Origin of the sequence: Komagataeibacter intermedius TF2 (assembly GCF_000964425.1) — a bacterium.
Classification (GTDB): Bacteria; Pseudomonadota; Alphaproteobacteria; order Acetobacterales; family Acetobacteraceae; genus Komagataeibacter; species Komagataeibacter intermedius.
Window position 1 is genome coordinate 16,620 of the sequence record NZ_BANF01000010.1, and the last position, 24,665, is coordinate 41,284.

At 64.1% G+C, this 24,665-nt stretch carries 26 protein-coding genes; 16 read left to right on the forward strand and 10 right to left on the reverse strand.

The window, feature by feature from the left end; all coding sequences use genetic code 11:
• Positions 1-16: 16 nt before the first annotated feature.
• The 4 genes from B7449_RS01475 to B7449_RS01485 all read right to left on the reverse strand — a co-directional run bounded on the left by B7449_RS01475 (position 17) and on the right by B7449_RS01485 (position 3,311).
• Positions 17-1,819, reverse strand: coding sequence for a sensor histidine kinase (locus B7449_RS01475; RefSeq protein WP_048883140.1), 1,803 nt, complete (start codon positions 1,817-1,819; stop codon positions 17-19).
• 3 nt (positions 1,820-1,822) lie between these two features.
• A complete protein-coding gene (locus tag B7449_RS22750; RefSeq protein ID WP_039733082.1) occupies positions 1,823-2,005 on the reverse strand; it encodes a hypothetical protein in 183 nt (60 codons plus the stop codon).
• A gap of 146 nt (positions 2,006-2,151) precedes the next feature.
• The gene (locus B7449_RS01480; RefSeq protein ID WP_029329465.1) at positions 2,152-2,715 is read right to left on the reverse strand and encodes a sigma-70 family RNA polymerase sigma factor; all 564 of its coding nucleotides are present in this window, start codon (positions 2,713-2,715) and stop codon (positions 2,152-2,154) included.
• A gap of 107 nt (positions 2,716-2,822) precedes the next feature.
• Entirely contained in the window at positions 2,823-3,311 is a 489-nt protein-coding gene (locus B7449_RS01485) for a sigma-70 family RNA polymerase sigma factor (RefSeq protein WP_039733083.1), read from the reverse strand.
• Between the two features lie 127 nt (positions 3,312-3,438).
• On the opposite strand from B7449_RS01485, the gene B7449_RS01490 reads away from it, so the two are divergent.
• The 3 genes from B7449_RS01490 (at position 3,439) to B7449_RS01500 (ending at position 7,563) form a co-directional block, all read left to right on the forward strand.
• On the forward strand, positions 3,439-4,179 hold the full coding sequence (locus B7449_RS01490; protein ID WP_039733085.1) for a response regulator: 741 nt from the start codon (positions 3,439-3,441) through the stop codon (positions 4,177-4,179).
• 127 nt (positions 4,180-4,306) lie between these two features.
• Complete coding sequence (locus B7449_RS01495; protein ID WP_039733087.1) at positions 4,307-5,686, forward strand: alpha,alpha-trehalose-phosphate synthase (UDP-forming); 1,380 nt, start codon at positions 4,307-4,309, stop codon at positions 5,684-5,686.
• A gap of 50 nt (positions 5,687-5,736) precedes the next feature.
• Positions 5,737-7,563 (forward strand): ABC-F family ATP-binding cassette domain-containing protein, encoded by a 1,827-nt coding sequence (locus tag B7449_RS01500; RefSeq protein WP_048883143.1) that lies wholly within the window; start codon positions 5,737-5,739, stop codon positions 7,561-7,563.
• Here B7449_RS01500 and B7449_RS01505 read toward each other — a convergent pair.
• Positions 7,551-8,555: a Gfo/Idh/MocA family protein gene (locus B7449_RS01505; RefSeq protein ID WP_039733228.1), complete on the reverse strand. Its 1,005-nt coding sequence runs from the start codon at positions 8,553-8,555 to the stop codon at positions 7,551-7,553. The genes B7449_RS01500 and B7449_RS01505 overlap by 13 nt on opposite strands.
• A gap of 250 nt (positions 8,556-8,805) precedes the next feature.
• Between B7449_RS01505 and secD the strand changes: the two genes are divergently transcribed.
• The gene (gene secD / locus B7449_RS01510) at positions 8,806-10,356 is read left to right on the forward strand and encodes a protein translocase subunit SecD (RefSeq protein WP_082084719.1); all 1,551 of its coding nucleotides are present in this window, start codon (positions 8,806-8,808) and stop codon (positions 10,354-10,356) included.
• 13 nt (positions 10,357-10,369) lie between these two features.
• On the forward strand, positions 10,370-11,320 hold the full coding sequence (gene secF / locus B7449_RS01515; RefSeq protein ID WP_039733227.1) for a protein translocase subunit SecF: 951 nt from the start codon (positions 10,370-10,372) through the stop codon (positions 11,318-11,320).
• A 49-nt stretch (positions 11,321-11,369) separates the two neighbouring features.
• On the opposite strand, the gene B7449_RS01520 is transcribed toward secF, so the two are convergent.
• Entirely contained in the window at positions 11,370-11,825 is a 456-nt protein-coding gene (locus tag B7449_RS01520; RefSeq protein WP_039733226.1) for a hypothetical protein, read from the reverse strand.
• Positions 11,826-11,959: 134 nt separating this feature from the next.
• The gene (mscL, locus tag B7449_RS01525; protein ID WP_039733222.1) at positions 11,960-12,475 is read right to left on the reverse strand and encodes a large conductance mechanosensitive channel protein MscL; all 516 of its coding nucleotides are present in this window, start codon (positions 12,473-12,475) and stop codon (positions 11,960-11,962) included.
• A 252-nt stretch (positions 12,476-12,727) separates the two neighbouring features.
• Between mscL and rpmE the strand changes: the two genes are divergently transcribed.
• The 3 genes from rpmE to B7449_RS01540 all read left to right on the forward strand — a co-directional run bounded on the left by rpmE (position 12,728) and on the right by B7449_RS01540 (position 14,528).
• A complete protein-coding gene (gene rpmE, locus B7449_RS01530; RefSeq protein ID WP_010507580.1) occupies positions 12,728-12,958 on the forward strand; it encodes a 50S ribosomal protein L31 in 231 nt (76 codons plus the stop codon).
• A 188-nt stretch (positions 12,959-13,146) separates the two neighbouring features.
• Positions 13,147-13,689 carry an Hsp20 family protein gene (locus B7449_RS01535; RefSeq protein ID WP_039733220.1) on the forward strand — a complete coding sequence of 181 codons (543 nt, stop codon included), beginning with the start codon at positions 13,147-13,149 and terminating at the stop codon, positions 13,687-13,689.
• 251 nt (positions 13,690-13,940) lie between these two features.
• Positions 13,941-14,528 carry a DUF1013 domain-containing protein gene (locus B7449_RS01540; protein ID WP_048883146.1) on the forward strand — a complete coding sequence of 196 codons (588 nt, stop codon included), beginning with the start codon at positions 13,941-13,943 and terminating at the stop codon, positions 14,526-14,528.
• A gap of 42 nt (positions 14,529-14,570) precedes the next feature.
• Here the strand turns inward: B7449_RS01540 and B7449_RS01545 are convergent, their stop codons facing one another.
• On the reverse strand, positions 14,571-14,741 hold the full coding sequence (locus tag B7449_RS01545; RefSeq protein ID WP_010507586.1) for a YdcH family protein: 171 nt from the start codon (positions 14,739-14,741) through the stop codon (positions 14,571-14,573).
• 160 nt (positions 14,742-14,901) lie between these two features.
• On the opposite strand from B7449_RS01545, the gene B7449_RS01550 reads away from it, so the two are divergent.
• The 3 genes from B7449_RS01550 to B7449_RS01560 are packed head-to-tail and all read left to right on the forward strand — an operon-like array spanning position 14,902 to position 16,781.
• Positions 14,902-15,102, forward strand: a complete 201-nt coding sequence (locus tag B7449_RS01550) for a DUF465 domain-containing protein (RefSeq protein WP_010514370.1) — start codon at positions 14,902-14,904, stop codon at positions 15,100-15,102.
• 24 nt (positions 15,103-15,126) lie between these two features.
• Positions 15,127-15,642, forward strand: a complete 516-nt coding sequence (gene purE / locus B7449_RS01555) for a 5-(carboxyamino)imidazole ribonucleotide mutase (RefSeq protein WP_039733218.1) — start codon at positions 15,127-15,129, stop codon at positions 15,640-15,642.
• Positions 15,639-16,781 carry a 5-(carboxyamino)imidazole ribonucleotide synthase gene (locus tag B7449_RS01560; RefSeq protein WP_039733217.1) on the forward strand — a complete coding sequence of 381 codons (1,143 nt, stop codon included), beginning with the start codon at positions 15,639-15,641 and terminating at the stop codon, positions 16,779-16,781. The genes purE and B7449_RS01560 overlap by 4 nt, the downstream gene beginning before the upstream one ends.
• Here B7449_RS01560 and B7449_RS01565 read toward each other — a convergent pair whose 3' ends face one another.
• Positions 16,782-17,453 (reverse strand): JAB domain-containing protein, encoded by a 672-nt coding sequence (locus B7449_RS01565; protein WP_039733216.1) that lies wholly within the window; start codon positions 17,451-17,453, stop codon positions 16,782-16,784.
• 83 nt (positions 17,454-17,536) lie between these two features.
• Between B7449_RS01565 and B7449_RS01570 the strand changes: the two genes are divergently transcribed.
• The gene (locus tag B7449_RS01570) at positions 17,537-18,229 is read left to right on the forward strand and encodes an HAD hydrolase-like protein (RefSeq protein WP_039733215.1); all 693 of its coding nucleotides are present in this window, start codon (positions 17,537-17,539) and stop codon (positions 18,227-18,229) included.
• Between the two features lie 111 nt (positions 18,230-18,340).
• On the opposite strand, the gene B7449_RS01575 is transcribed toward B7449_RS01570, so the two are convergent.
• On the reverse strand, positions 18,341-19,012 hold the full coding sequence (locus B7449_RS01575; protein WP_071406643.1) for a JAB domain-containing protein: 672 nt from the start codon (positions 19,010-19,012) through the stop codon (positions 18,341-18,343).
• Between the two features lie 88 nt (positions 19,013-19,100).
• On the opposite strand from B7449_RS01575, the gene B7449_RS01580 reads away from it, so the two are divergent.
• Genes B7449_RS01580 through B7449_RS01595 form a run of 4 tightly spaced genes read left to right on the forward strand, consistent with a single transcriptional unit; the run spans position 19,101 to position 24,526 of the window.
• Positions 19,101-21,314: an ATP-dependent helicase gene (locus tag B7449_RS01580; RefSeq protein WP_048883147.1), complete on the forward strand. Its 2,214-nt coding sequence runs from the start codon at positions 19,101-19,103 to the stop codon at positions 21,312-21,314.
• Positions 21,315-22,217: a 50S ribosomal protein L11 methyltransferase gene (locus B7449_RS01585; protein ID WP_039732831.1), complete on the forward strand. Its 903-nt coding sequence runs from the start codon at positions 21,315-21,317 to the stop codon at positions 22,215-22,217.
• Positions 22,210-22,728: a GNAT family N-acetyltransferase gene (locus tag B7449_RS01590; RefSeq protein WP_010514360.1), complete on the forward strand. Its 519-nt coding sequence runs from the start codon at positions 22,210-22,212 to the stop codon at positions 22,726-22,728. Before B7449_RS01585 ends, B7449_RS01590 begins: the two co-directional genes overlap by 8 nt.
• 25 nt (positions 22,729-22,753) lie before the next feature.
• Entirely contained in the window at positions 22,754-24,526 is a 1,773-nt protein-coding gene (locus tag B7449_RS01595) for an aminopeptidase P family protein (protein WP_039732861.1), read from the forward strand.
• The last annotated feature ends 139 nt before the right edge of the window (positions 24,527-24,665 follow it).

Below are 24,665 nucleotides of genomic sequence, written 5' to 3' on the forward strand. Positions count from 1 at the left end.
GCATTTTTGCATGGATTCACGCGGATGTTTCATCCTGTTCGGGCTGCTTTAACGGAAAAACAAGGACATAGCGGGTCCCGTTTTCCTCAAACATCTGCAGTTCTCCCCCCAGTTGCCGGGCAAAACCACGGATCAGCTGCATGCCGATCCCGCTGCGCCCTTCCTCTGCCGCGGCATGGTTGCGCGCCGCCGCCATGCCCACGCCGTTATCGGCAATCCACAGGCAGGCCCGGTCGCCAGACAGCGCGCGCAGGCCAACTTCCAGCGTGCCGTGCTGGCGGTCGGGAAAGGCGTATTTGATGGTATTGCTGACCGCTTCCGTCACGATCAGGGCCAGCGGCACCGCCTGGTCCGGCACCATCAGCAGATCATCGACGCGGATATCAAGCGTGATGCGGCTTTCGTCGGATTCACCAATGGCGTGCATGATCTGGCCGCACAGTTCGCGCACGAAACTCTGCATGTTCAGGCTGTACAGCTCGCCATCGGCGTAAAGGTAGCGGTGCAGGGTGGCCAGCGCGCGCACACGGTCACGCGCCTGCGCGAATTCCTCGCGCGCGGCGGGCTGGCGGATGCGCCCGGCCTGCAGGTTCAGCAGCGACGCCACGATCTGCAGGTTGTTCTTGACGCGATGATGCATTTCCTTGAGCAGCAGTTCCTGCCGCGCCTGCGCGCGTTCCAGCCGCTTCTCATGCCGCGCCAGCCTGCGGGTGGCCTTGCTGAAGGCATGGGCAAGCTGCCTGACCTCCAGCGGCATGGCCCAGTTGGAACGCACGTCATACATGCCCCCCAGCTGCCACTGGTTGACGGATGCCGTCAGCTGCCGCAACGGCGTGATCACCAGTACGTCGGCGCTCTTGGATGCCCCAAGCAGGCCCGCCAGCAACAGCAGCCCGCTACTGACCAGCGATACGGCGAACATGACCACCGCATGCCGCTCCCCCGCATTGCGACGCGTCATGGTCAGGACATGTACGCCCCCCTGCACGCGACCGATGGAAAACGATCCCTCCGGCAGGGTTATGTGCGCATGGTCAGCCCCCGTCCCCAGGGTTACGCGCGCCCACTGCATGATGCGGTCGGTCGGGCGGGCGGCCCAGTTGCAGTCGGAACACAGCGGGGCTGCGGCGCGGGCCAGACTGTCCACCACCCATATCTGGATGGGCCCGTTCTGCTGCACCAGGTCCAGCCGCGGGTCACTGGCCTGCAGGATGGCGCTGCGCCACGACAGCGGCATGACCGCAGTCAGGTAACCCGGACGCGCGGGCCTGCCCGCGTCGTCATAGATGGCGGCGGAAACCGTAATCCGGAAATAACCGGGCACATGGGTCAGGGGATCGGTCAGCGCGACCATACGGACGTCGCCCTGGAAACGGGGCATGGCATCCGCCCCCAGCGCAGGCGCATCGCCCTGCCGTCCCACGGCGGTCAGGATGTTGCCCCGGTCATCCGCCAGGGCGATCTGGCTGTAATGCCGGCCGGTCAGGGACTGCACCAGTTCAAGCATATGCCGCAGGCCCGCATCATCAAGCCGCATGCGCGACACGGCCTGCAGCAGGGAGCCGAGGTGATCGGCCTCATGCCGCAGTTCAAGGTCGATGCGCGATACCGTCAGGTCGGTCCGCTCACCGGGTGCTTCAAGGGTGGAATGGTAACTGTGCCATGCCTGCACCGCACCGATCAGGGCAATGGGCATGGCCGCCAGCAGGATGATCGCCATCATCCGGCCACGCACGGCGTCGAACACGCGACCGACGCGGGTAAACAGGCTCCGGTGACGGACCTGCCTGCCGTGACCGGAAGAAGGGAACACGGACATCCGTTATTTTGTCCGTTTCCGGTCTTCCTCAATCAAACGCAGGAGTTCCTCGGGCACTGGCTCTTTTGTTACATCATCGAACAACTGATGCAGCCCCCGCTTCAACCATAGCTCGAACGCGTCATCCGATCTGTTTATGGGCTTCTTTCCTGGTTGCCTGGGAGGACACTTGTCCTTCAGAGCCATCGCATTATCCCGAAGTAAATTCCCACTTCACACAATCCCCGCCCGTATCAGGGCCGCATCCTACCCTGCAAATGCCAGGGTAGCGGTGAAGATGTTACTGTCAGTGCCATATTCACGCCGCAATTCAAAGTGGGAATCCTCTCAATTCAGACCGATGCCGCAGGACGCGCCTCCATGCGCGAACGCAGGCGCTGCACCGCACCGCGCAGTTCGACGGTGGAAATGTCGCGTTCCTCGCCATACAGCCACGTGGCCAGCTGGCGGCGGGCGCGGAAAACGCGGCTTTTGGCGGTACCGACTGCGCAGCCGGTCGCCGCGGCCAGTTCGTCGTAGCTCATGCCCTGCATCACCACCAGCACCAGCGCCTCGCGCTGGTCGGCGGGCAGGCGGTTCATGGCCTCGACCAGTTCCTTGACCACCAGACGTTCCTCATGCGCGCCGCTGCCGGCCATGGCGGACGCGGGCACGTCCTCGATATTGCCGGTTTCGCGCTTCTTGCGCAGGTCGGAAATGAAGCGATTGCGCAGGATGCGGTGCATCCATGCGGAAAAGTTGGTGCCCGGGGTAAAGCTGTGCTGTGCGGCCAGCGCATTGCACACGGCGTCCTGCACCAGATCATCCGCTGCCGCGCGGTTACGTGTCAGCGACAGGGCCTGAACGCGCAGACGGGGCAGGATTGCAATCATTTCGTCATGAAAGCTGTTGGTCATGTTCATCTCCCCTTTGATGTCGTTCATGCGGGTGCAATGAACGGGGGGGACAAAAGGTTACATCCATCGACATAACGAAAACGCGAGGACGACGCCGCGGGTATCCCTCACCCCTTTTCCGGCGGAGGGGTCATGTATTCCATGATCTGGCTGCGCGCGCGTGATACGCGGGCCTTGATGGTGCCCACCGTGACGCCACACACATGGGCAGCCTCGGCATAGGTCATTTCCTGCACGCCAACCAGCACCAGCGCCTCACGCAGGCGGGGGCTCAGCCGCCAGATCGCGCCATCAAGGTCGCGCAGCGCATCCGCCTCCCCTTCCCCCGTGCCACTTTCGGGCCGGTCGGGGCGGCGGGCGTAGTCGGACATGACATCGCGCTCGCGCCGTCCGTGGCGCACCTGTTCATAAAAAAGATTGCGCGCGATCGTGTACAGCCACGCCTTCATGCTGGTGCCGGGGGCAAACTGGTCCAGCGCCGCCAGCGCCCGCAGCACGGTTTCCTGAACAAGGTCGTCCGCCAGCGCGGCCTGCCCCGTCAGAAAACGGGCAAAACCACGTAATTGCGGCAGAAGGGACAGGATCTCCCCACGCAAGTGCGTGACCGCTGACGGATCGGGTGGTATTCTTGCTTCCAGTTTGTTTACTCTTCAACTCTTGCAGCACAGTCTAACGCTGTCATGATCCGGAGTGTAACAGTTTATCTGGGGAGATGAATGCCTCATGCCGCTATCACGGCGTCAAGACCTGCTTCGCGCCCTGCCCTATGCCCGGCGGTACGCCCGCGCATTATGTGGCAGTCAGTCGAGTGGCGACCTGCTGGTTGCCGAAAGCCTGCGCGAACTCATGGCGGTGGACGATCCCTCCATGCCGCCGAGGCTGCGCCTTTACCAGTGGATATCCCGACACCATGCCGAACACGGCCGCGAAGACGAGACGGCGGGCGGCATGCCGCCGCTGGGGCGCAAGCTGCTGCTCCTGACCTCGCTGGAGGAACTGCCGGTCAGTGACGCGGCGCGTGTCCTGTCACTGTCCCCCGCGCAGGCCGCCACCATACTGGAGGACGCCCACACCCGCCTGCGTTCATGCGCCCAGACCAGCGTGCTGATCATCGAGGACGAACCGATCATCGCGATGGATATCGAGGAACTGGTACGCCAGTGCGGCCATACCATTGCGGGCGTCGCCAGCAGCGAGGCGGAAGCCATAAGGCTTGCGCGCGAAACCCGGCCGGGCCTGATCCTGGCCGACATCAACCTTGGTGATGGCGGCGACGGGATGAAGGCGGTTTCCAGCATCCTGCAGCATCAGGACATTCCCATCATCTTCGTCACCGCCTACCCCGAACGCCTGCTGACGGGCGATACGATCGAACCGGCATTCGTGATTACCAAACCCTTTGAACCACTTACGCTGGCCGTTTCCACCTATCAGGCCGTTTCGGGTGGCGTTTCCCTGAACTGATACATCCGCATGCCAGTACCGCGCCTGCGCCATCCCCCCCATATGGCCCGGCGTGTATGGTGCCTGTTCTGGCCGCATGGTCGGCTGGGGCTGATCCGCCACGCGACAGCTTATCAGAGAGGGCAGAATGAAACGGCTGGTCATCGTATCCAATCGCGTTCCCGTTCCCAAGGAAGGGCTGCGGCCCGGCGGCCTCGCGGTTGTGCTGAAGGACCTGCTGGCGCGCAAGGGGGGCATGTGGTTCGGCTGGAACGGCACCTGCCATCCCGACGCAGCCCATCTGCCGCCTGAAATCCAGCAGGCGGACGGAGTGGAATACGCCACCATCGGCCTGACGCCCGCCGAACACCGTAATTATTACACCGGCTTTTCCAATTCCACGCTGTGGCCGCTCATGCATTCCCTGCCCGAGCACATCCACTTCGAACGGCGTGAACTGGCCACCTACTGGTCGGTCAACGAACGGTTCTGTGAAAACCTGCTGCCCCTGCTGCGGGCGGACGACGTGATCTGGATCCACGACTACCACCTGCTGCCGCTTGCGGCCCTGCTACGCCGCCATGGCGTGCGCCAGCCCATCGGCTTTTTCCTCCATACCCCTTTCCCCGCGCCCGACATGCTGGCCACGGCACCCGATGGCGGCACGTTCCTGCGTGACCTGCTGCGTGCGGACCTGCTGGGTTTCCAGACGGCGGACGACACGGCCAATTTCATCTTTGCCGCCACCCGCAAGGCAGGCGCCACGGCGGAAGATGACAGCACCCTGACATTCGAGGGGCGCAGGGTACGCGTCGGCACCTTTCCCGTTGAAATCGATCCCCAGGCCTTCGCCCATGCGGCAACTGCTGCCGCCGGGTCACAGGACCTGCGCCGGCTGTCCGGTTCGCTTGCGGGACGCAAGCTGGTCTTTGGCGTGGACCGCATGGACCCGACCAAGGGGCTTGACCATCGCCTTGCCGGATATGAACGCCTGCTGGAAACCTATCCCGAACGGGAACGGCAGGTCACGTTCCTGCAGATCGCGGCCGAAAGCCGGACGGACGTGCCGTCCTATCAGGCGCTGCGCAACAAGCTAGAACACCAGATCGGCAAGCTGAACGCCCATAAGGGACAGGCCGACTGGACGCCGCTGCGCTTCCTGACGCGCGGCAGCCCCCGTCCCACCGTGGCAGGCTACATGCGGCTGGCGGATATTGGCTACATCACCCCGCTGCGCGATGGCATGAACCTGGTGGCCAAGGAATTCATCGCAGCCCAGGACCCCGAAAACCCCGGCGTGCTGATCCTCTCGCGCCTTGCGGGAGCGGCCAAGCAGCTTGAGGCGGCCCTTCTGGTCAACCCGCTGGATCATGACGGGATGGCTGATGCGCTGGAACGCGCGCTGGCCATGTCGATGGAAGAACGGCGCGAACGCTGGCAGGCATGCTGGAACAGCATCGCCAACCGCACGGCCCTTGGCTGGGGACTGTCGTTCCTGAACATCCTTGAAAACGCGGCGCGGCGGTAGTCCCCCACACCGGCCTTGCGCAGGGGGTGGTTGAGAATACATAAGTGGGCATGGCCTCACCTCCCCTTCTTCTCCTTCAGGATATTACCCTGACCCTTGGCGGCGCGCCGCTGCTCAATGGCGCGGGCTTCGGCGTTGGCCCGGGCGAGCGCATCTGCCTTGTCGGGCGCAATGGCTGCGGCAAGTCCACCCTTCTGCGCATTGCCGCGGGTGAGATACAGGCCGATGACGGCACCGTTTTCATCCAGCCCGGCACCACCGTGCGCTACCTGCCGCAGGAACCCGACCTGTCGGGCTTCGCCACCACGCTGGATTATGTCCGCGCGGGCATGGGACCGGGCGACCCGGAATACCGCGCCGAACTGCTTCTGACCGAACTGGGGCTGAACGGCACGGAAGACCCGGCCACGCTGTCTGGCGGTGAAGCCCGCCGCTGCGCGCTGGCCCGCGCACTTGCGCCCGAGCCAGACCTGCTTCTGCTGGACGAACCCACCAACCATCTGGACATGCCCACCATTGAATGGCTGGAGCGCGAACTGCTGTCGCTGTCTTCCGCCATGGTCATCATAAGCCATGACCGCCGCCTGCTGGAAACGCTGTCGCGTTCGGTCGTGTGGCTGGACCGGGGCGTGACCCGCAGGCTGGACCAGGGATTCGCCCGGTTCGAGACATGGCGCGAGGAGGTGCTGGAGCAGGAAGAACGCGACAGCCACAAGCTTGACCGCCAGATCGCGCGTGAAGAAGACTGGATGCGCTATGGCGTAACCGCGCGGCGCAAGCGCAATGTCCGCCGCGTGGCCGAACTGGCCGAACTGCGCAATACCCGCCGCACCGCCATCCGGCAGCCCGGCGGCCTGAAGATGGAAGCACGCGAAAGCGACCTGTCGGGCAAGCTGGTTGCGGTGGCGGAAGACATGTCACGCGCCTATGACCCCGCCCACCCGGTGGTCAGCCATCTGGACCTGCGTGTCCTGCGCGGCGACCGGCTGGGAATCGTGGGGGCCAACGGCGCGGGCAAGAGTACGCTGCTGCGCCTGCTGACGGGACTGGACAAACCGGATTCCGGCACCATCAATATCGGCAGCGCGCTCAATGTCGTGACACTGGACCAGCAGCGCCGCTCGCTCGATCCCGATACCACGCTGGCGGACACGCTGACAGGTGGCGGCGGTGACATGGTGCAGGTTGGCGATGAGAAACGCCACGTCATCGGCTACATGAAGGACTTCCTGTTCCGCCCTGAACAGGCGCGCACCCCGGTGGGCGTGCTGTCGGGGGGCGAGCGCGGGCGGCTCATGCTGGCCTGCGCGCTGGCGCGGCCGTCCAACCTGCTGGTGCTGGATGAGCCGACCAACGACCTTGACCTTGAAACGCTTGACCTGCTGCAGGACATGCTGGCCGCCTATTCCGGCACGGTGCTGCTGGTCAGCCATGACCGTGACTTCCTTGACCGGGTCGCCTCCTCCATCCTGATGGCGGAAGGCGGCGGGAAATGGGTGGAATATGCCGGTGGCTACAGCGACATGCTGGCCCAGCGGCAGGACGCGACACTGGCCGCCCGCCCCCGTCAGGTCCGCGCTGATGCCGCACCGGCCAGAACCGATGTGGCGCCGTCGTCCTCACCCCGGCAGCCATCGCGCAAGATGTCATATAAAGACAAGCACGCGCTGGAACAGTTGCCCAGGCAGATGGCGGCGCTGGAGGCGGAAATCGAGCGCCTGCGGGCCATCCTGTCCGATGGGGGACTGTATGCGCGCGACCCCGCCACCTTTACTGCCGCCACCGCGGCGCTGGAAAAGGCGGAGGCCGATCTGACAGCAGCGGAGGAACGCTGGCTGGAACTCGAAATGCTGCGTGAGACGCTTCAGTCTTCCTGACCGGCAGGGATGATCAGGCCGGACGCCTCCATCCGCGCACGGGTGGCGGCGATTCCCTGTGTCACCGCCAGCGCCGCAGCCAGCGCCCGGCGGCCCGCCACCGCGTCCACCAGCACCTGTGCGCCATCAAGGCATGAGGCCGCGAAGGCGGCATGTTCGGCCGCCAGCGTATCATGGTCGCGCCACGTTACGGATTCGCGACGGAACCCGCCAGATCCGGGCAGCGGCAGTCCGCGCGTGCGCCCGATCATGGTCAGTTCACGCTTCATGAAATCAGCGGACAGGTAGCCTTCCTGCGAGAAAACGCGCATCCGCCGCTCGGTCTTGAGGGAAATGCGACTGGCCGCGATGGTGGCGACACAGCCGTTTTCGAAACGCACGCGGGCGTTGGCAATATCCTCGAAGGGCGAACTGACGGCAGCCCCCAGCGCATCGACACTTTCGATCGGGCTGTCCACGATGGACAGTACCAGGTCAAGGTCATGGATCATGAGATCAAGGATGACCGACACATCCGTCCCGCGCGGCTTGTAGGGCGCAAGGCGCGTGGCCTCGATATAGAGGGGGCGCGAAATCCGGTCTGTAATGGCCTGGTGCTCGGCGGAATAGCGCAGAAGGTGCCCCACCTGCAGCACCACGCCGTACAGCTGCGCCAGATGCGCCAGTTCATCGGCCTGCGCCAGTGTCGCCGCCATGGGCTTTTCCACCAGCACATGCTTTCCCGCCGCAAGGGCCTGCCGGGCAAGGTCGAAATGATGTTCGGCGGGGGCTGCGACAATAATCGCATCCGAACAGGCCAGCAGGTCGGGATAGGACAGGACCGGCGCGCCGCCGGCCTCCGCCGCGACCCTGCGCGCACGCGCCGTATCGGGGTCATGGATGCCTGTCAGCACTTCCCGCGCGGCGGCCTGCACCTTGAGCGCATGAAAACGGCCAAAATGCCCCGCCCCCACGATCCCGACGCGTAACAACCCCGTTCCTGACTGCGCCATGCCCTGCTCCTGCCTGTTCATGTCCGTAACCTGCCTTCCGGATTAGCAGCCAGCCACGCATGCGCCCACCCCCGCTGGCCGCACGCGCGGCATGACGGGCCGTGCGAATTGCGGCAAAACGGCAACGGATGCGGTCTGGCTGGCGGATCAGCGGTTGCATCATCGGGCGGGGACCGGCATGTTCCCGCCACTGATTTTCGCACACGCGATACACTGATCATGCCGGGCGTAGGGAGCTTTCCATCAAGTCATGATGTATTACAGTCGGCTCAGAATGGCTTCGGTCATTGGCGTTTGTCTGATCGGGCTGGCGCTGTGCCTGCCCAATGTCATCCGCCAGCCCATGGCGTCCCTGCCGTGGCGGCAGATCCACCTGGGCCTTGACCTGCGGGGCGGGTCCTACCTGCTGCTGCAGGTCGATATGAACAGCGTGACAGCCGACCGGCTGCGCGGACTGCAGGACGAAACCCGCCAGACCCTGCTGAAGAATTCGCTGGGATACCGCAACCTGACCACCAGCGCGCATGGCGTGACGTTCACGCCCCGCACGCCCGAAGAAGCCCAGCCCGACATCAGGGCGCTACGCGCCATGCCGATGAACGTGCCGGGCGAATTCAGGGTTGAGCAGGCCGAGGGCGGCCAGATTACCCTTACCCTGTCGGAAGAGGCCGCACGCCAGCGCTCCTATGACGCGGTGACCCAGTCGATCGAGATCGTGCGCCGCCGTATCGACGCGACGGGCGCCATTGACCCCGAAATCACCCGCCAGGGCGATGACCGGATCATTGTCGAACTGCCCGGTATCAGCGACCCCGAACGGGTCAAGAACCTGCTGGGCACCACCGCGAAGATGACGTTCCACCTGGTTGCGGATTCCGCCATCGGGTCCTCCGTGCCGCCGCCGGGCGTGGAACTGCTGCCCATGACCGACGGGCAGAGCAAGCTGCCGGTCTTTTCGCACGTGGATGTGGATGGCGCGGACCTGACCAACGCCAGCGCCTCGATCGACCAGCAGAGCGGCGAATGGGCGGTGAACTTCACCTTTGATTCGACCGGCGCTCAGGAATTCGGTGACGTCACCCGCGCCAATGTGGGCAAGCGCTTCGCCATCGTGCTGGATAACAAGGTGATCGAGGCCCCGGTCATCCGCACCGCCATTACCGGCGGCAGCGGGCAGATCACCGGCGGGTTCAGCGCCCAGCAGGCGACCGACATGGCGCTGCTGCTGCGCGCGGGTGCGCTGCCCGCACCGCTGAACGTGATCGAACAGCGCTCCATCGGCCCGTCGCTGGGGGCTGATTCGATCCGGGCGGGCGGCTACAGCCTTGCCGCCGGCTTCGTGCTGGTGATCGCGTTCATGGCGCTGTTCTATGGCCGGTTCGGGTGGTACGCGAACATTGCCCTGCTGGCCAATCTGGTGCTGATGACGGCCATCCTGTCACTGTTCGAGGCGACGCTGACCCTGCCGGGCATGGCGGGCATGCTGCTGACCCTGGGCATGGCGGTGGATGCGAACATCCTGATCAACGAACGCATCCGCGAGGAAGTGGGCCGTGGCCGCAGCGCGCTGCAGGCCATGCAGGCGGGCTTTGAACGCGCGACCGGCACGATCGTGGACAGTAATGCCACCGCCCTGCTGGCGCATGTCATGCTGTTCGTTTTCGGGACCGGGCCGGTTCGCGGCTTCGCGCTGACCATTACGATCGGTATCGTGACCACCCTTTTCACCACCCTTCTCCTATCCCGGATGCTGATGGTGCGCTGGTATGCCCGCACGCGCCCCAGCGCCCTGCCGGTCTGAGGCGCGCCAGATGATGTTTGATCGTCCCCTTCTCCGGTTCGTGCCGCGTGGCACGAAAATCAACTTCATGCGCGGCCGCTTTATCGGCCTCGCCACATCGGCGGTGCTGTCCATTGCCTCGCTGATCCTGTTCTTCCACCCCGGCCTGACGCTGGGGCTGGATTTCCGTGGCGGCATCGTGGTGGAAGCCCGCACGCAGGGACCGGCGGATTTCAACGCCATCCGCGCAGCACTTGCAGCCCAGCATGTCTCCGCTGCGGGCGTGCAGTCCTTTGGCGGGCCGGATGACGTGCTGATCCGCCTTGATACGCCACCTGACAGCGAACCCGACCATGAAGCGCGCACGCAGGCCATGGTCGATTCCGTACGCCATGCCATCGGCACCCTGCCCGGCGCGCAGGTGCTGCGTGCGGATGCGGTGGGCGCTTCGGTTTCAAAAGAACTGTTCCGTAACGGCATGCTGGCCCTTGGCATCAGCCTGCTGATGATCCTGGCCTATATCTGGTTCCGCTTTGAATGGGAGTTCGCGGTCAGCGCGGTGGTGACGCTGATCCTGGACCTGACCAAGGCCATCGGCTTCCTGGTCATCACGCATTTCGAATTCGATCTGGTCATGGTGGCCGCCATCCTGACCATCCTTGGCTATTCCACCAATGACAAGGTGGTGGTCTATGACCGCGTGCGTGAAAACCTGCGCAAATACCGCACCATGCCGCTGGCGGAACTGATTGACCTGTCAATCAACGAAACACTCAGCCGCACACTGGGCACGTCCTCGACCGTGTTCCTTGCCGCCCTGCCGCTGGCGCTGTTTGGCGGCGCCAGCCTGTCGGGGTTCGCGTGGGTGATGCTGTTCGGGATCGTGGTGGGCACGTCATCCTCCATCTTCATCGCGGCACCACTGCTGCTGCTGATGGGGGAAAGGCGCCTGCGGCGCGACGCGCGACCGCCCACGCGCACATAACCAGGCGTCCCCGCCCACGCACCGGAATGCGTGGGGAGCGGGGACGACCTTACCTGCCGGGGGCGGGCATGGCCGATTGCGGCTGGGCCTGCCCCTTTTTTGCATCTGCCCCCACAAAACCAGCCGGCAGGCAACGGGCCGACGCCCCGCCGGGGAAGGTGGAGGGATCGGGCTGGTTGGTGCACGCGACCATCAGCTCCACCGCGCGCTGGCCATCACGGCGCGCCCTGCCCGAGGGTTTGGTCAGGGCGGCGAGCAGCATGCTCTTGCCGTATTTGAGTGCGGTCGCCATGTCATACACCTGCTGGCCCGACAGGCCGCCATCCTGCAGGCGGCTGACCATGCCCCCTTCGGCCATGAAATAGGATGTGATCAGCAGGTAATCCTGTGCCGGGGCCGACAGGTGCGACATGTCCTGCCGTGGGGCGCTGTGGCACCCCGCCAGCCCGGCCGCCACGGACAGGGCCAGCAGCCCCCGGCGCACATGTCGTGTAATATCAATCATAAGCCAGCCCTTCACCATACCGGGGGATATTGGGCAGTCCCGTCCCCCCACACAAGGGCGGTCATGGGTACGCAAAAAAAACGGGCACCCGATCGGGTGCCCGTCCTGCCGTGCCGCAACCTGATATGTGTGGATCAGGCCTTGGGCGCGGGTGCCGCCGGCTTCTGGGCCGCTTCCGCCTTCAGCACATCGAGGATGTCCTGCAGCAGCACTTCGTTGCGCGGCGGTGCGGGCGGGGTCGTGGGCTTTTCGGCCTCTTTCTTCACCGTCAGGCGATTGATGGCCTTCACAACCCAGAAAATCACGAAACCGATGATGATGAACTGGATCACGGCGTTCAGGAACAGGCCGATATTGATCGTGACCGCCCCGGCCTTCTGCGCGTCGGCCAGTGTCGCCATATGCGGACCGCGCAGGGTGATGAACAGGTTGGTAAAGTCGATACCACCGATCAGCAGGCCCAGCACCGGCGTGAACACGTCCTTCACGAGGCTGTTCACAATGGCGGTAAACGCAGCGCCAACGATCACACCGACCGCCAGGTCAACCACATTGCCACGCATCAGGAATGCGCGGAATTCCCCCAGCCAACCGGGTACATGAAGATCCTTGACGTGCAGTTCGGGCACGTGATCCGGCAGTTTCGCCATGGATGCCAATCCTTTATTTGATAGAAGATGCCATAGCTCTAGCAACATCCCGACATCATGACGACCATATATTGTCACATGGCTTTTTCATTCCGCGCCATATGATGCAAGCGGGTAACACTACGCCGGCAAACCCGGGGAACCGGCTTTTCTTGCCATCGGGTGTTGATCTTGCCGGTGCTTGTCGTCTATACGCCTGCCGATACAACGCCCCCGGTCGGCATCGGTGGGCCCAGCGCGAAAGTGTTTGAAATGAAATCCGGCATCCACCCCGACTATCACGAAATCAATGTCATCATGACCGATGGCACCGAGTACACGACCCGCTCCTGCTACGGCAAGGCTGGTGACACGCTTCGTCTCGACATCGACCCGAAGTCCCACCCGGCATGGACCGGCGTGCAGCGCATGATGGACACCGGGGGCCAGGTCGCCAAGTTCAACAAGAAGTTCGGCGCGCTGGGCCAGCGCAAGAAGGGCTGATCACCCCGCCCTCCCGAACAGGTCTGACGTTTATGGAAATGCCCGGTCCCTTGAACAGGGGGCCGGGCATTCCCATGTCTGGAGTGCGCCGGACGCCCACGCGGGTCCATGCGCATCACCCGAAAATCGCGGTCCGCTCAGCCGAGGGGCCGCAAGACGACAGACCTTGCTTCATGGAGGTTTCAAACATGGCTTATGATTTCGCGCCGCTGTTTCGCAGCGCCATAGGATTCGACCGTCTGGCCCAGCTTGTCGATACGGCGGCACAGAACCCGGTCAGCCCGTCCTATCCCCCCTACAATATCGAAAAACTGTCGGACGCCCAGTATGCCCTGACAATGGCGGTCGCGGGCTTCGGTCCCGATGATATTGAACTGACGGTGCAGGACAATACCCTGATCGTGTCAGGGCGCGTCAGCGACAGTGCGCAGGGGCGGGAAATGCTGTATCGCGGCATCGCCACGCGGGCCTTTGAACGCCGCTTCGTGCTGGCGGACCATGTGGTGGTGGAAAAGGCCGACCTGACCAACGGACTGCTTCGCATCGCCGTACGCCAGATCATGCCTGAGGCGCTCAAGCCGCGCCGTATTCCCATTTCATCGGGGCAGGCCATGGCAGACAATGAAGCGTCAGGCGACGCGCCTGCCCCCGCAACCAGTGAAATGGATGGGCAGATCGCAGCCCGGACCGACGCGACACCTGCCCCGCAGCCCACGCGGCAGGCAGCGTAACATTCCACCTTCACCATATTTTACCGCAGGGGCGGGCCGTTGGCCTGCCCCTGTTTTTATTGATGCGAAACATCCCGGGCGGGTGGATTGAAGTCTTGACCTTTGCGGTCCGCAACCGTCATATCACTTCCACGAGTGTTTTCTGTTTCTGGCGCGCCAGCAGGTACGCACGGTCCCCACTTTGTCAGGGGGCTGTTTCAAACACCATTTCAGGTGCCTGCGTGTGGCGCCACACGCTGTAGGACCTGAGAATGACTGCCCTGCCCTTAATGCCCAAGGCAACCGCCGTGTGGCTTATTGAAAAGACGGCGCTGACCTTTACCCAGATTGCCGAATTCTGTGGAATGCACCCCCTGGAAGTACAGGCCATTGCCGATGGGGAAGTTGCACAGGGAATCGTGGGCTATGACCCGATTGCCAACCACCAGCTGACCCAGGCGGAAATCGACCGCTGCGAAAAGGACCCGGAATCCCGGCTCAAGATCCTGCCGCCAGCCAACCCGATCAACCGCCGGTCCAAGGGCGCGCGCTATACCCCGGTCGCCAAGCGTAACGACCGGCCGGACGCGATTGCCTTCATCCTGCGTAATTTCCCGCAGCTGTCGGAACAGCAGACCAGCAAGCTGCTGGGCACGACCAAGGACACCATTGAAAAGGTGCGCACCAAGCAGCACTGGAACAGCGCCAACATCAAGCCGCGCGACCCGGTGACGCTGGGCCTGTGCAGCCAGACGGACCTGAACGCCATGGTGGCCGCCGCCAACGAGCGCCTGGCGCGCGAAGGCCAGGCCGTGCCGCCGCCGCTGGAACTGGACGACGACAGCGAACACGGAATGTGACCCGCCCCCTGCCGCCCGGCCCACCGGGCGGCAGGGATGCTGTCAGCCCAGCCGGGCCAGACGCTCGATTTCCTCCTTCACACGAAGTTTCTCAAGCTTGAGCCGACGCAGGGCGCCCTCATCGGGCATGGGCCTGCGGTCTTCATCGAAAATGCGGGCATCAAGCCGCGCATGACGGGTTTTGAGGCTGTTGATACGTGCTTCGTACGACATGGAACCCTCCAGCGTCTTTGCTACAACCCGATCAGGCTAGACCAGACCGTGCGGCAATTTCCATGCTAAAATTGCAGCCCCCGGGGGGCATGCCGGGCATTTCGCCTTTTGCCGCGGATATGCTTAGGATACGACATGTCCACCTAAAAGATGAGCCGCCATGCTGACAGACCGGGACACCCTTCTTCGCAAGCTGCACGAACTGCGCAGCGAACACCGTGACCTTGATACGGTCATAAGCCGCATGGCCCTGCAGGTAACGGACCAGTTGCAGCTACAGCGGCTGAAAAAGCGCAAGCTGCTGCTGAAAGACGAGATCACATGGCTGGAAAGCCGCATGATCCCCGACAGTATCGCCTGATACCCAGACAAGAGTATTTCAATCGTGAGCCACCCCCCCCTTCCGTCCTCCGGCACGAAATCCCCGCGCGTGGGGCTGATCATGGGCAGCCAGTCCGACTGGGAAACCATGCGCCACGCCACCGTCGTGCTGGACGCGCTGGACATTGCGCATGAGGTGCGCATCGTGTCCGCCCACCGCACGCCCGACCGGCTGGCGGAGTATGCGAAATCAGCACAGGGACGTGGCCTGTCGGTCATTATCGCCGGCGCGGGAGGGGCGGCCCACCTGCCGGGCATGTGCGCCGCATGGACGGCGCTGCCGGTACTTGGCGTTCCGGTCGAATCCCATGCGCTGAAGGGCATGGACAGCCTGCTGTCCATCGTGCAGATGCCCGGCGGCATTCCCGTGGGCACGCTGGCCATTGGCAAGGCGGGGGCAACCAACGCAGCCCTTCTGGCGGCGTCCATCCTTGCCCTGTCGGATGCCCCCCTGGGGGAACGTCTGGCGGCATGGCGGGCGAAACAGACTGCCGCCGTGGCGCAGGAACCTGTGCGATGACACAGCTTCCCCCCGGTTCGGTCCTTGGCATTGTCGGGGGCGGGCAGCTTGGCCGCATGTCGGCCATTGCCGCCGCCCGCCTTGGCTATCATGCCCATATCCTGACAACGGAAAACGATGGCCCGGCCGCGCAGGTGGCCGATGCCATCACCCTTGGCCGGTATGATGATCATGACGCCCTGCGCCGCTTTGCCGATGCGGTGGATGTCATCACCTTTGAATTCGAGAATATCAGCGCCGACGGGCTGGACCTGCTGTCCAGCATCCGCCCGGTCCACCCCGCAGGCCATATCCTGCGGATCAGCCAGGACCGGATCGCGGAAAAGACCTTCATGGCGGAAAACGATATTCCGGTGGCCCCGTGGCGGGGGGTGCACGACCGCGCCGATCTGGACAGGGCAGCGCAGGCACTGGGCTACCCCTTCATCCTCAAGACCACGCGCCTTGGCTATGATGGCAAGGGACAGGCCCGAATCCATGATGCGGATGGTCTGGACGCCGCATTCGACAGCCTGCGCCCCCATCCGCTGGTAGCTGAAGGCATGGTGCGCTTTGCCTGTGAGGTCAGCGTGATGGTGGCCCGCAACGCGCACGGCGACATCGTGACCTTTGACGTAACCGAAAACCGCCATCGCGACGGTATTCTGGACATCAGTCTGGCCCCGGCCCGAATCGCGCCCGACCTTGCGGCGCAGGCGCGCGATCTTGCACGCCGCATTGCCACTGCGCTGGATCTGGTTGGCCTGCTGGGGGTTGAAATGTTCGTGGACCGTGATGGCAGCCTGCGCGTGAATGAAATCGCGCCCCGGCCCCATAATTCGGGACACTGGACCATGGATGCCTGCCCCGTGGACCAGTTTGAAATGCATGTGCGCGCCGTAACCGGCCTGCCCCTGCCCCCGGCCAGCCGCCACAGCGACGCCGTCATGAAAAACCTGATCGGCCCCGATGACATGGCCCTATGGCCTGAAATCATGGCGACGTCCGGCCTGCTGGCCCATCATTATGGCAAGGCGGAAGCCCGCCCGGGGCGCAAGATGGGACATGTGAACGTCCTGTTCCCCAAGGGCGCGCTGCCGGGGGAATTCGGGGTGGAGGCGGCTCTTGGCCCGCTGGCGCGCCCGGTGAACGCCGCATAGCTAGATCAGCAGCCCCGCCTCGCGGAAGCTGTGGGTGCGGCCATTGCCCACGATGATATGGTCATGGACCGTGACCTGCATGATCCGCCCGATCTGGGCGATGCGCAGCGTCATTTCGATATCGGCGGGCGACGGCTCCGGCTGGCCCGCAGGGTGGTTATGCGCCAGCACCAGCAGCCGTGCCCCAAGCGCCAGGGCGCGGCGCATGATCTCACGCGGGTACACCGGCGAATGGTTGACCGTGCCGGTGCCCATCAGTTCATCGGCCAGCAGGTGGAAGCCTTCATCAAGGAACAGCACCCGGAACTGCTCGATCACTTCATGGCCCATGCAGGCCTGCAGGTAAGCCTCCAGCCCCCCACGCCCCGCCAGCACGTCCGTGCGGCGCACGCGGGCGCGGTACAGGCGCAGCGCCGCCTCCCGCACCACCGCAAGCAGCGGCGGCAGCGCGGTTTCCCGTCCCGCCACTTCATCCAGTCCCCCCACATGCGCTGACAGCGCCATACCCGCCGAACCGAAATGCGCCAGAAAGCTGGCAGCCAGCCGGTCCGGCGCGGGGTGGGTGGTATCCAGCGTGCGGATCAGATTCTGCACGAAGGCATGGTCATCCGCCCGGCTTATGCCGCCCCCAAGGGGTAACGTGACCGGCGCGTACTGCCTGTGTTCGGACAAAACGGGGATTTCCCAACAATTTCAGGACAAGGCCGCCCGGAATGATGCATGATGTGTTCAGGACAAGGAGGTTATGAACCTGCATGCTGCTTCACAAGAACCATACCGTACTTTTTGACCTGGACGGAACCATCGTGCGGTCCCGCGATGGTATTGTAGAATCCATTTATGCCGTACTGCGTGACCTCGGGCATGAACCGGACATGTCGGTTGACCTGACATGGGTGGTCGGGCCACCGCTGGAGGAACTGATCGCCCATATCCTCGCCCATTATGGCGATGACCGGGTGCATGAGGCGATGGCGCTTTACCGCAAGCACTACGAATCGGAAGGCATGCACAAAAGCCCGGTCTTCGATCACATGCGCAACGTGATCGAAACCCTGTCGGCGGAAGGAGTGCGGCTGTTTGTCGCGACATCCAAGCCACGCCACCTTGCACGCAAGATCCTGCACCTGCGCAACCTCGTGCAGTATTTTGATGGCCTGTCCGGCGCGCGCGCCGATGACAGCGGCGCCGAAAAGCCCGAACTGATCGCCGCCGTGCTGCGCGAACATGACATCCGCCGCGAAGACGCGCTGATGATCGGCGACCGGCGTTTTGACATAAGCGGCGCCCATGCCAACCACGTCCGTGCCCTGGGCGTGCTATGGGGATATGGCACGCGGGAGGAACTGACGCAGGCAGGCGCGGACGCGCTGGTCAGCCAGCCGTCCGAACTGCTGGACGCCATCCGTCAGCAGTTTGCCGCAGCCGAAGCCCATCCCCACGCCTGACCGGCTGCCTAGAGCAGATCCGGTTTGAATGGACACATTCGAACTGGTGAATATGCTATATAAACAATAAGTTAGAGAAATTTCACTGAGCCGGAGTTCAGTGAAATTGCTCTAGGCCACGATCATGGCCCGCAGGCTGGTGCTGGTCCCACCGCCGCGTACCACGCAGTCATGCAGGGTCAGGCCCAGCAGGCGGGCATGGGTATGCAGCATGCGGCCGAAACGCAGCTCCGCGGGACTGCCGCCTTTCGGCGGGGTCTGCCGGCCCATGTCCCTGACCGCGACGAGGGAGACGGCATGCAGTTCCAGCGCCCGCGCCAGCACTGCACGGCACATGTCGGCAGGCTGGCCGGTGGCCGTCACCTCATCGGCCAGCACATGCCGCACGGAATCCAGGTAGAACACCCGCCATCCGTCCGCGTCATGCACCGGCAGCCGGTCACAGTATTCCAGCACCGCCGCCATATCCGTGAACATTACCTGCGCACGCAGGTCGGGATGGGCCAGACGCCACGCGACGCGCGCGGGACACCCCAGCACCGCCACCCCACGCGGCCCCAGCCCCGCCGCGCGCAATGCGGCGGGCGTAGCATCCAGCACAGCCTCCAGACTGCCAAATCTGGCCAGCAGCGCCTTGGCCTTCGGCTTGGTATCGCGCCGGGGCACTGCCGCGAACAGAAGTACTTCCAGCAGTTCATAATCCGCCAGCGAATGCGCGCCCGCCGTGCGGATGCGCCTGCGCATGCGCGCCCTGTGGCCGCCCGGTCCCGTACCCGTTTTCATGCCGTCCCTGCTTCCCACCGCATTTCCCCCTGGCCACGACTGATAGCATTGGTTCCCCCGCGCCGGGGTTGCTATAGAAGATACCGTGATGGACAGCCTTATCCCAACCGGCCGCGCGCCGGATTACCTGAACCGCCTCAATCCCGAACAGCGGGCCGCGATCGAGACCACCGATGGTCCGCTTCTGGTCCTTGCCGGCGCGGGCACGGGCAAGACGCGGGTGCTGACAACGCGGTTCGCGCATATCCTGCTGTCGGGCCGGGCGCGCCCCAACCAGATCCTTGCCGTAACCTTCACCAACAAGGCCGCGCGCGAAATGCGCGAACGCGTCAGCGCCCTGCTAGGTGAACCGGCGGAAGGGCTGTGGCTGGGCACGTTCCATGCCCTGTGCGCGCGCATGCTGCGCCGCCATGCGGAATATGTCGGGCTGACCAGCAGCTTCACCATCCTTGATACCGATGACCAGCTGCGTCTGCTCAAACAGATTCTCGAACCCTACCGTATCGATACCAAGCGCTGGCCGCCACAGGCCATAATGGGCGTGATCCAGCGATGGAAGGACCGCGGGCTGGTGCCCGACGCCATCACGGCGGCGGAGGATACGGATTTCGCCAATGGCCGGTGCGCCGAAATCTATACCGATTACCAGCAGCGCCTGCGGCAGATAAACGCCTGCGACTTTGGCGACCTCATGCTGCACATGACGGAAATCCTGCGCAGGCACCCCGATGTGCTGGCGCAGTATCACCGTTTCTTCCGGTATATTCTGGTGGACGAATATCAGGACACCAACACCATCCAGTACCTGTGGCTGCGGCTGCTGGCGCACCGCGACGGCCAGCCATCGAACATCTGCTGCGTGGGGGATGATGACCAGTCGATCTATTCATGGCGCGGGGCGGAAGTGGAAAACATCCTGCGCTTCGAACGCGATTTCCCCGGGGCGAAGGTCGTGCGGCTGGAACGCAACTACCGCTCCACCCGGCAGATCCTTGGCGCGGCGTCGGGCCTGATCGCCCATAACGAGGAACGTCTGGGCAAGACGCTTCACCCCGGCCGCGAGGATGCGGAAGGCGAGAAGGTCCGCGTCATTTCCGTGCAGGATTCGGATGACGAAGCCCGCATGGTCGGCAGCGAGATCGAACGCCTGCGCGCCGATGGCCACCCGATGGCGGAAATCGCCATCCTTGTCCGCGCTGGCTTCCAGACCCGCGCGTTCGAGGAACGGCTGATCACCCTTGGCCTGCCCTATCGCGTGGTGGGCGGCCTGCGCTTTTACGAACGCGCCGAAATCCGCGACGCCATCGCCTACATGCGCGTGGTCAACCAGCCGTCCGATGACCTTGCGTTCGAACGCATCATCAACGTGCCGCGCCGGGGCGTGGGCACCACGGGCCTGCAGAAAATGCACATGCACGCCCGCGAACGCCAGATCCCGCTGACCGCGGCCGTACTGGAAATGCTGGGGGCGGGCGACATCAAAGGCCGGGCGAAGGAACAGCTTGCCACCCTCATGCGCACGCTGGCCACCACGCGGGACATGCTGGGGCGCGAGGGGCATGTCGTCGCCATTGATTACCTGCTGGAAGACAGCGGGTATATCGACATGTGGAAGGCCGACAAATCCCCCGATGCCCCCGGACGGCTGGAAAACCTGAAGGAACTGGTGCGCTCGCTGGCGGATTATGAAAACCTCAGCGGGTTCCTTGAACATGTCGCCCTTGTCATGGACACCGAAGACAGGTCGGGCGAGGACAGCATGAGCATCATGACGCTGCATGGCGCCAAGGGGCTGGAATTCGACACCGTATTCCTGCCGGGGTGGGAAGAAGGCGTCTTCCCGTCCCAGCGCACGCTGGATGAAGGCGGCCTGAAAGGACTGGAGGAGGAGCGCCGCCTTGCCTATGTCGGCATTACGCGCGCGCGCAGACTGGCGATTATCAGCCACGCCGCCAACCGCCGCATATATGGCAACTGGCAGTCCGCCATTCCCAGCCGCTTTGTCGAGGAACTGCCGGGGGAACATGTCGAGATACGCGGCGATACATCCAACAGCAGGCGCAGCTTCCTGGGCCGTCCGGCCGTGTTTGGCAGCACGCCCTTCCCGCTGGTGGCGTCGCGCCGCGTGCATGACGTAACCCCGTCCACCAACGCCACGTCGGCCATGAAGGTGGGCGCGCGTGTATTCCACCAGAAATTCGGCTACGGCACGATTACCTCGGTCGAGGGAAACCGGCTGGAAGTCGCGTTTGAAAAAGCAGGCCCCAAGCGGGTGATCGATACATTTGTTGAGCAGGTATAGATGAGCCTTTCCCCCCGGCGTCACGCCACAGAACTGGAAACCATATCGGTCTCCGTCCCGCCGGACGCGGTCGAAGCATACGAATCCGCCCTGTCCACCGTCTGCGCCACCATCGGTATCTTTGAAGTCGATGACAGCCAGACCCTGTGGCGCGTGGAAGGCGTCAAGGATACCGGCAGCGGGGAAGACGAACTGCGCGCCGCCCTGATCCTTGCGGCGCTGACCAGCGGCGTCGATGCGGAACTGGAACGCAGCCACACGGAATCCGAAGGCTGGCTGGCCCGCACGTACGAATCCTTTCCCGAGCAGCTTGCTGGCAAGCGCTTCGCGATCCGTGGCACGCACCTTGAACGCACCACCAGCCCCCAGCGCATCACCATCACGCTGGATGCGGGCGTCGCCTTCGGATCGGGGGAACACGGCTCGACCCGTGGCTGCCTGCGCGCGCTGGAAATGGTCGCCTGTCGCAGGCCGCAGCGTATCCTCGACCTTGGCTGCGGATCGGGCATCCTGGCCATGGCCGCGGCAGCCCTGCTGCACAAACGCGTGCTTGCGACCGACATCGACCCGTGGTCCGTGCGCGTGACCCGGCGCAACGCGGCCATGAACGGGCTGTCCAATCTGGTGGACTGCCACCTTGGCAATGGCTGGGCCACGCCCGCCATCCGCCACCATGCCCCCTATGACCTTGTCTTCGCCAATATCCTTGCCCGCCCGCTGTGCAGCATGGCGGCGGACCTTGCGCGCAACCTGCTGCCCGGTGGCACCGCCATCCTTGCGGGACTGCTGAACACGCAGGTACGCATGGTGCTGGCCGCCCATCGCCGCCACGGGCTTATTCTGGAACGCCACCTGCGTGAAGGCGACTGGGGCACGCTTATCCTGCGCAAACCCAATGGCTGACACGCCCCCCCTGCTGATCCGTGATGCAACGGATGCGGATATTCCCGCCATTGTCGAAATCGTCAATCACGCCATCCGCAACAGCACATCCATGTGGGAAACCCACGAAACCACCATCGCCGCCCGGCTGGACTGGCTGCATTCCAGCCAGGCCAGCGGGTTTCCCGTGCTGGTGGCCGAAACACCCGATGGCCATGTGGCGGGATACAGCAGCTGGAAAACATTCCGGCCCTTTTCCGGCTACAGGCACACGGTCGAACATTCGCTGTACATCGCTCCGGCCTACAAGCGCCGTGGCATTGGCAGCGCGCTGCTACAGGCCCTGTGCGACCGCGCGAAGGCGGCGGAGGTACATGTCATGATCGCGGGCATCACCTCCACCAACATCGCATCACGCAAGCTGCATGAACGCTTTGGCTTCCAGCATGGTGGCCTGCTGCCGGAATGTGGCACGAAATACGGACGGTGGATGGACCTTCTGTTCCTGTACCGCATCATGTCCGTTGCCTGATCCCCTGCACCCGAAGGAGATGCCCATGCCCCCAGCCCCGAACCGCCCCGATGCGCTGCGCACCGTGCTGAAACAGATGGGTGTCGACGGATTCATCCTGCCCCGTGGGGATGAGCACCTGGGCGAATATGTCGCCCCCTGCGCCGAACGGCTGGCATGGCTGACCGGCTTTACCGGCAGTGCGGGCATGGCGGCGGTACTGCCGGACCGGGCGGCCGTGTTTTCCGATGGCCGCTACATCACCCAGATGGACCAGCAGGTCGATGCCGCCGCATGGGAACGGCTGCATATCCGCGAGATGCCCCCCGCCACATGGCTGGCGCGGCATGGCGCGACCTGCCGGATCGGCTACGACCCACGCCTGATCAGCGAAAGCGCGCTGCGCCCGTTCAGTGACGCGGGGCTGGAACTTGTGGCGCTGCCCGCCAACCCGGTTGACCGGATATGGACCGACCGCCCGACCGCCCCCTGCACGCCCTGCGTGCCGCAGCCCGAGGAATGGGCCGGGCAGTCCAGTCAGGACAAGCGCACGGCCATTGCCGACGGATTGCGCGATGCGGGGGATGCCGCACTGGTGCTGAGCGACCCGGCCTCGATCGCATGGCTGCTGAACATACGCGGCCGTGACGTGCCGTACACGCCGCTCAGCCTGTCATTCGCCATCGTGCATGATACCGGTCGCGTCACATTGCTGATCGATCCGGCCAAAGTATCCGACGCCACGCGGCAATGGCTGGGCGCAGATGTCACGATTGCCCCCCCCGATGCGCTGGAACCCGGCCTGCGCGCCCTGTCTGGCGCACGCGTGCAGGTGGACCCGGTCAGCAACGCCGTCTGGTTCATGCAGACGCTGGAAGATGCGGGGGCTACGGTCATCCGCAAGGGCGATCCCTGCCAGATGCCCAAGGCGATCAAGAACGCAACCGAACAGGACGGCAGCCGCCGCGCCCATCTGCTGGACGGCATCGCCATCTGCCGTTTCCTGCACTGGCTGGATGAAAACGCCACGAATACGGCGGAACTGGAGGCGGCGAACCAGCTGGAGCGTTTCCGCGCGGCCTGCCCGGATTACCGCGAGGAAAGCTTTCCCGCCATTTCCGGTTCCGGCCCGAACGGGGCCATCATCCATTACCGCGTCACCCCCGAAACCGACCGCAGGCTGCAGCCGAACGAGGTGTACCTGATCGACAGTGGTGGCCAGTACCCCTTTGGCACCACCGATATTACCCGCACGGTCTGGACCGGGCCGGACGCACCGGGGGCGGAGGTGCGCGATGCCTTCACCCGCGTGCTGCGCGGACATATCGCGCTGGCCCGCGCGCATTTCCCGCGTGGCGTGACCGGCCACGCGCTGGATGCCCTTGCCCGCCATGCCCTGTGGGAGGGGGGACTGGATTATGACCATGGCACCGGCCACGGCATTGGCAGCTATCTGTCGGTGCATGAGGGACCGGCCACCATTTCCCCCGTTTTCCGTCCCGTAAAGCTGCATGCAGGCATGATCCTGTCCAACGAGCCAGGCTATTACCGCCCCGGCGCATTTGGCATCCGCCTGGAGAACCTGCATCTGGTCCAGCCATCCCCCACGGCGGAGGAAGGACGCAGCTTCCTGCAGTTCGAAGTGCTGACCCTTGCGCCATTTGACCGGCGGCTGATTGACGCAGGCAGCCTGCAGAAAAACGAGATTGCCTGGCTGGACGCCTATCATGCACGGGTTTTTGAAATGATCGCCCCACATCTGGGAAGTCAGGAACGCACATGGCTTGGCGTCGCATGCGCACCGCTGAACGCCGGATAATGTGACTGCAAAACCACAGCCATGGCCCGGTGGCCCGATTGTCACGCGGGGCTGGGGGGCCTAGGACTTTTAACCAGTTCCGACGGGGCGCCCGGCAACGAACCGGGTCCGCCAAGCCGGTGCATGCTGAAACGCTTTT

What these genes read in the sequence shown, in the direction of transcription:
- B7449_RS01480 (WP_029329465.1), bottom strand. Translation starts at nt 2,715, where the DNA reads ATGACCAACAGCTTTCATGACGAAATGATTGCAATCCTGCCCCGTCTG.
- B7449_RS01585 (WP_039732831.1), top strand. Translation starts at nt 21,315, where the DNA reads ATGAGCCTTTCCCCCCGGCGTCACGCCACAGAACTGGAAACCATATCG.
- B7449_RS01540 (WP_048883146.1), top strand. Translation starts at nt 13,941, where the DNA reads ATGACTGCCCTGCCCTTAATGCCCAAGGCAACCGCCGTGTGGCTTATT.
- B7449_RS01545 (WP_010507586.1), bottom strand. Translation starts at nt 14,741, where the DNA reads ATGTCGTACGAAGCACGTATCAACAGCCTCAAAACCCGTCATGCGCGG.
- B7449_RS01550 (WP_010514370.1), top strand. Translation starts at nt 14,902, where the DNA reads ATGCTGACAGACCGGGACACCCTTCTTCGCAAGCTGCACGAACTGCGC.
- secD (WP_082084719.1), top strand. Translation starts at nt 8,806, where the DNA reads ATGATGTATTACAGTCGGCTCAGAATGGCTTCGGTCATTGGCGTTTGT.
- B7449_RS01535 (WP_039733220.1), top strand. Translation starts at nt 13,147, where the DNA reads ATGGCTTATGATTTCGCGCCGCTGTTTCGCAGCGCCATAGGATTCGAC.
- secF (WP_039733227.1), top strand. Translation starts at nt 10,370, where the DNA reads ATGTTTGATCGTCCCCTTCTCCGGTTCGTGCCGCGTGGCACGAAAATC.
- B7449_RS01500 (WP_048883143.1), top strand. Translation starts at nt 5,737, where the DNA reads ATGGCCTCACCTCCCCTTCTTCTCCTTCAGGATATTACCCTGACCCTT.
- B7449_RS01580 (WP_048883147.1), top strand. Translation starts at nt 19,101, where the DNA reads ATGGACAGCCTTATCCCAACCGGCCGCGCGCCGGATTACCTGAACCGC.
- rpmE (WP_010507580.1), top strand. Translation starts at nt 12,728, where the DNA reads ATGAAATCCGGCATCCACCCCGACTATCACGAAATCAATGTCATCATG.
- B7449_RS01505 (WP_039733228.1), bottom strand. Translation starts at nt 8,555, where the DNA reads ATGGCGCAGTCAGGAACGGGGTTGTTACGCGTCGGGATCGTGGGGGCG.
- mscL (WP_039733222.1), bottom strand. Translation starts at nt 12,475, where the DNA reads ATGGCGAAACTGCCGGATCACGTGCCCGAACTGCACGTCAAGGATCTT.
- B7449_RS01595 (WP_039732861.1), top strand. Translation starts at nt 22,754, where the DNA reads ATGCCCCCAGCCCCGAACCGCCCCGATGCGCTGCGCACCGTGCTGAAA.
- B7449_RS01490 (WP_039733085.1), top strand. Translation starts at nt 3,439, where the DNA reads ATGCCGCTATCACGGCGTCAAGACCTGCTTCGCGCCCTGCCCTATGCC.
- B7449_RS01495 (WP_039733087.1), top strand. Translation starts at nt 4,307, where the DNA reads ATGAAACGGCTGGTCATCGTATCCAATCGCGTTCCCGTTCCCAAGGAA.
- B7449_RS01575 (WP_071406643.1), bottom strand. Translation starts at nt 19,012, where the DNA reads ATGAAAACGGGTACGGGACCGGGCGGCCACAGGGCGCGCATGCGCAGG.
- B7449_RS01475 (WP_048883140.1), bottom strand. Translation starts at nt 1,819, where the DNA reads ATGTCCGTGTTCCCTTCTTCCGGTCACGGCAGGCAGGTCCGTCACCGG.
- B7449_RS01520 (WP_039733226.1), bottom strand. Translation starts at nt 11,825, where the DNA reads ATGATTGATATTACACGACATGTGCGCCGGGGGCTGCTGGCCCTGTCC.
- B7449_RS22750 (WP_039733082.1), bottom strand. Translation starts at nt 2,005, where the DNA reads ATGGCTCTGAAGGACAAGTGTCCTCCCAGGCAACCAGGAAAGAAGCCC.
- B7449_RS01590 (WP_010514360.1), top strand. Translation starts at nt 22,210, where the DNA reads ATGGCTGACACGCCCCCCCTGCTGATCCGTGATGCAACGGATGCGGAT.
- B7449_RS01570 (WP_039733215.1), top strand. Translation starts at nt 17,537, where the DNA reads ATGCTGCTTCACAAGAACCATACCGTACTTTTTGACCTGGACGGAACC.
- B7449_RS01560 (WP_039733217.1), top strand. Translation starts at nt 15,639, where the DNA reads ATGACACAGCTTCCCCCCGGTTCGGTCCTTGGCATTGTCGGGGGCGGG.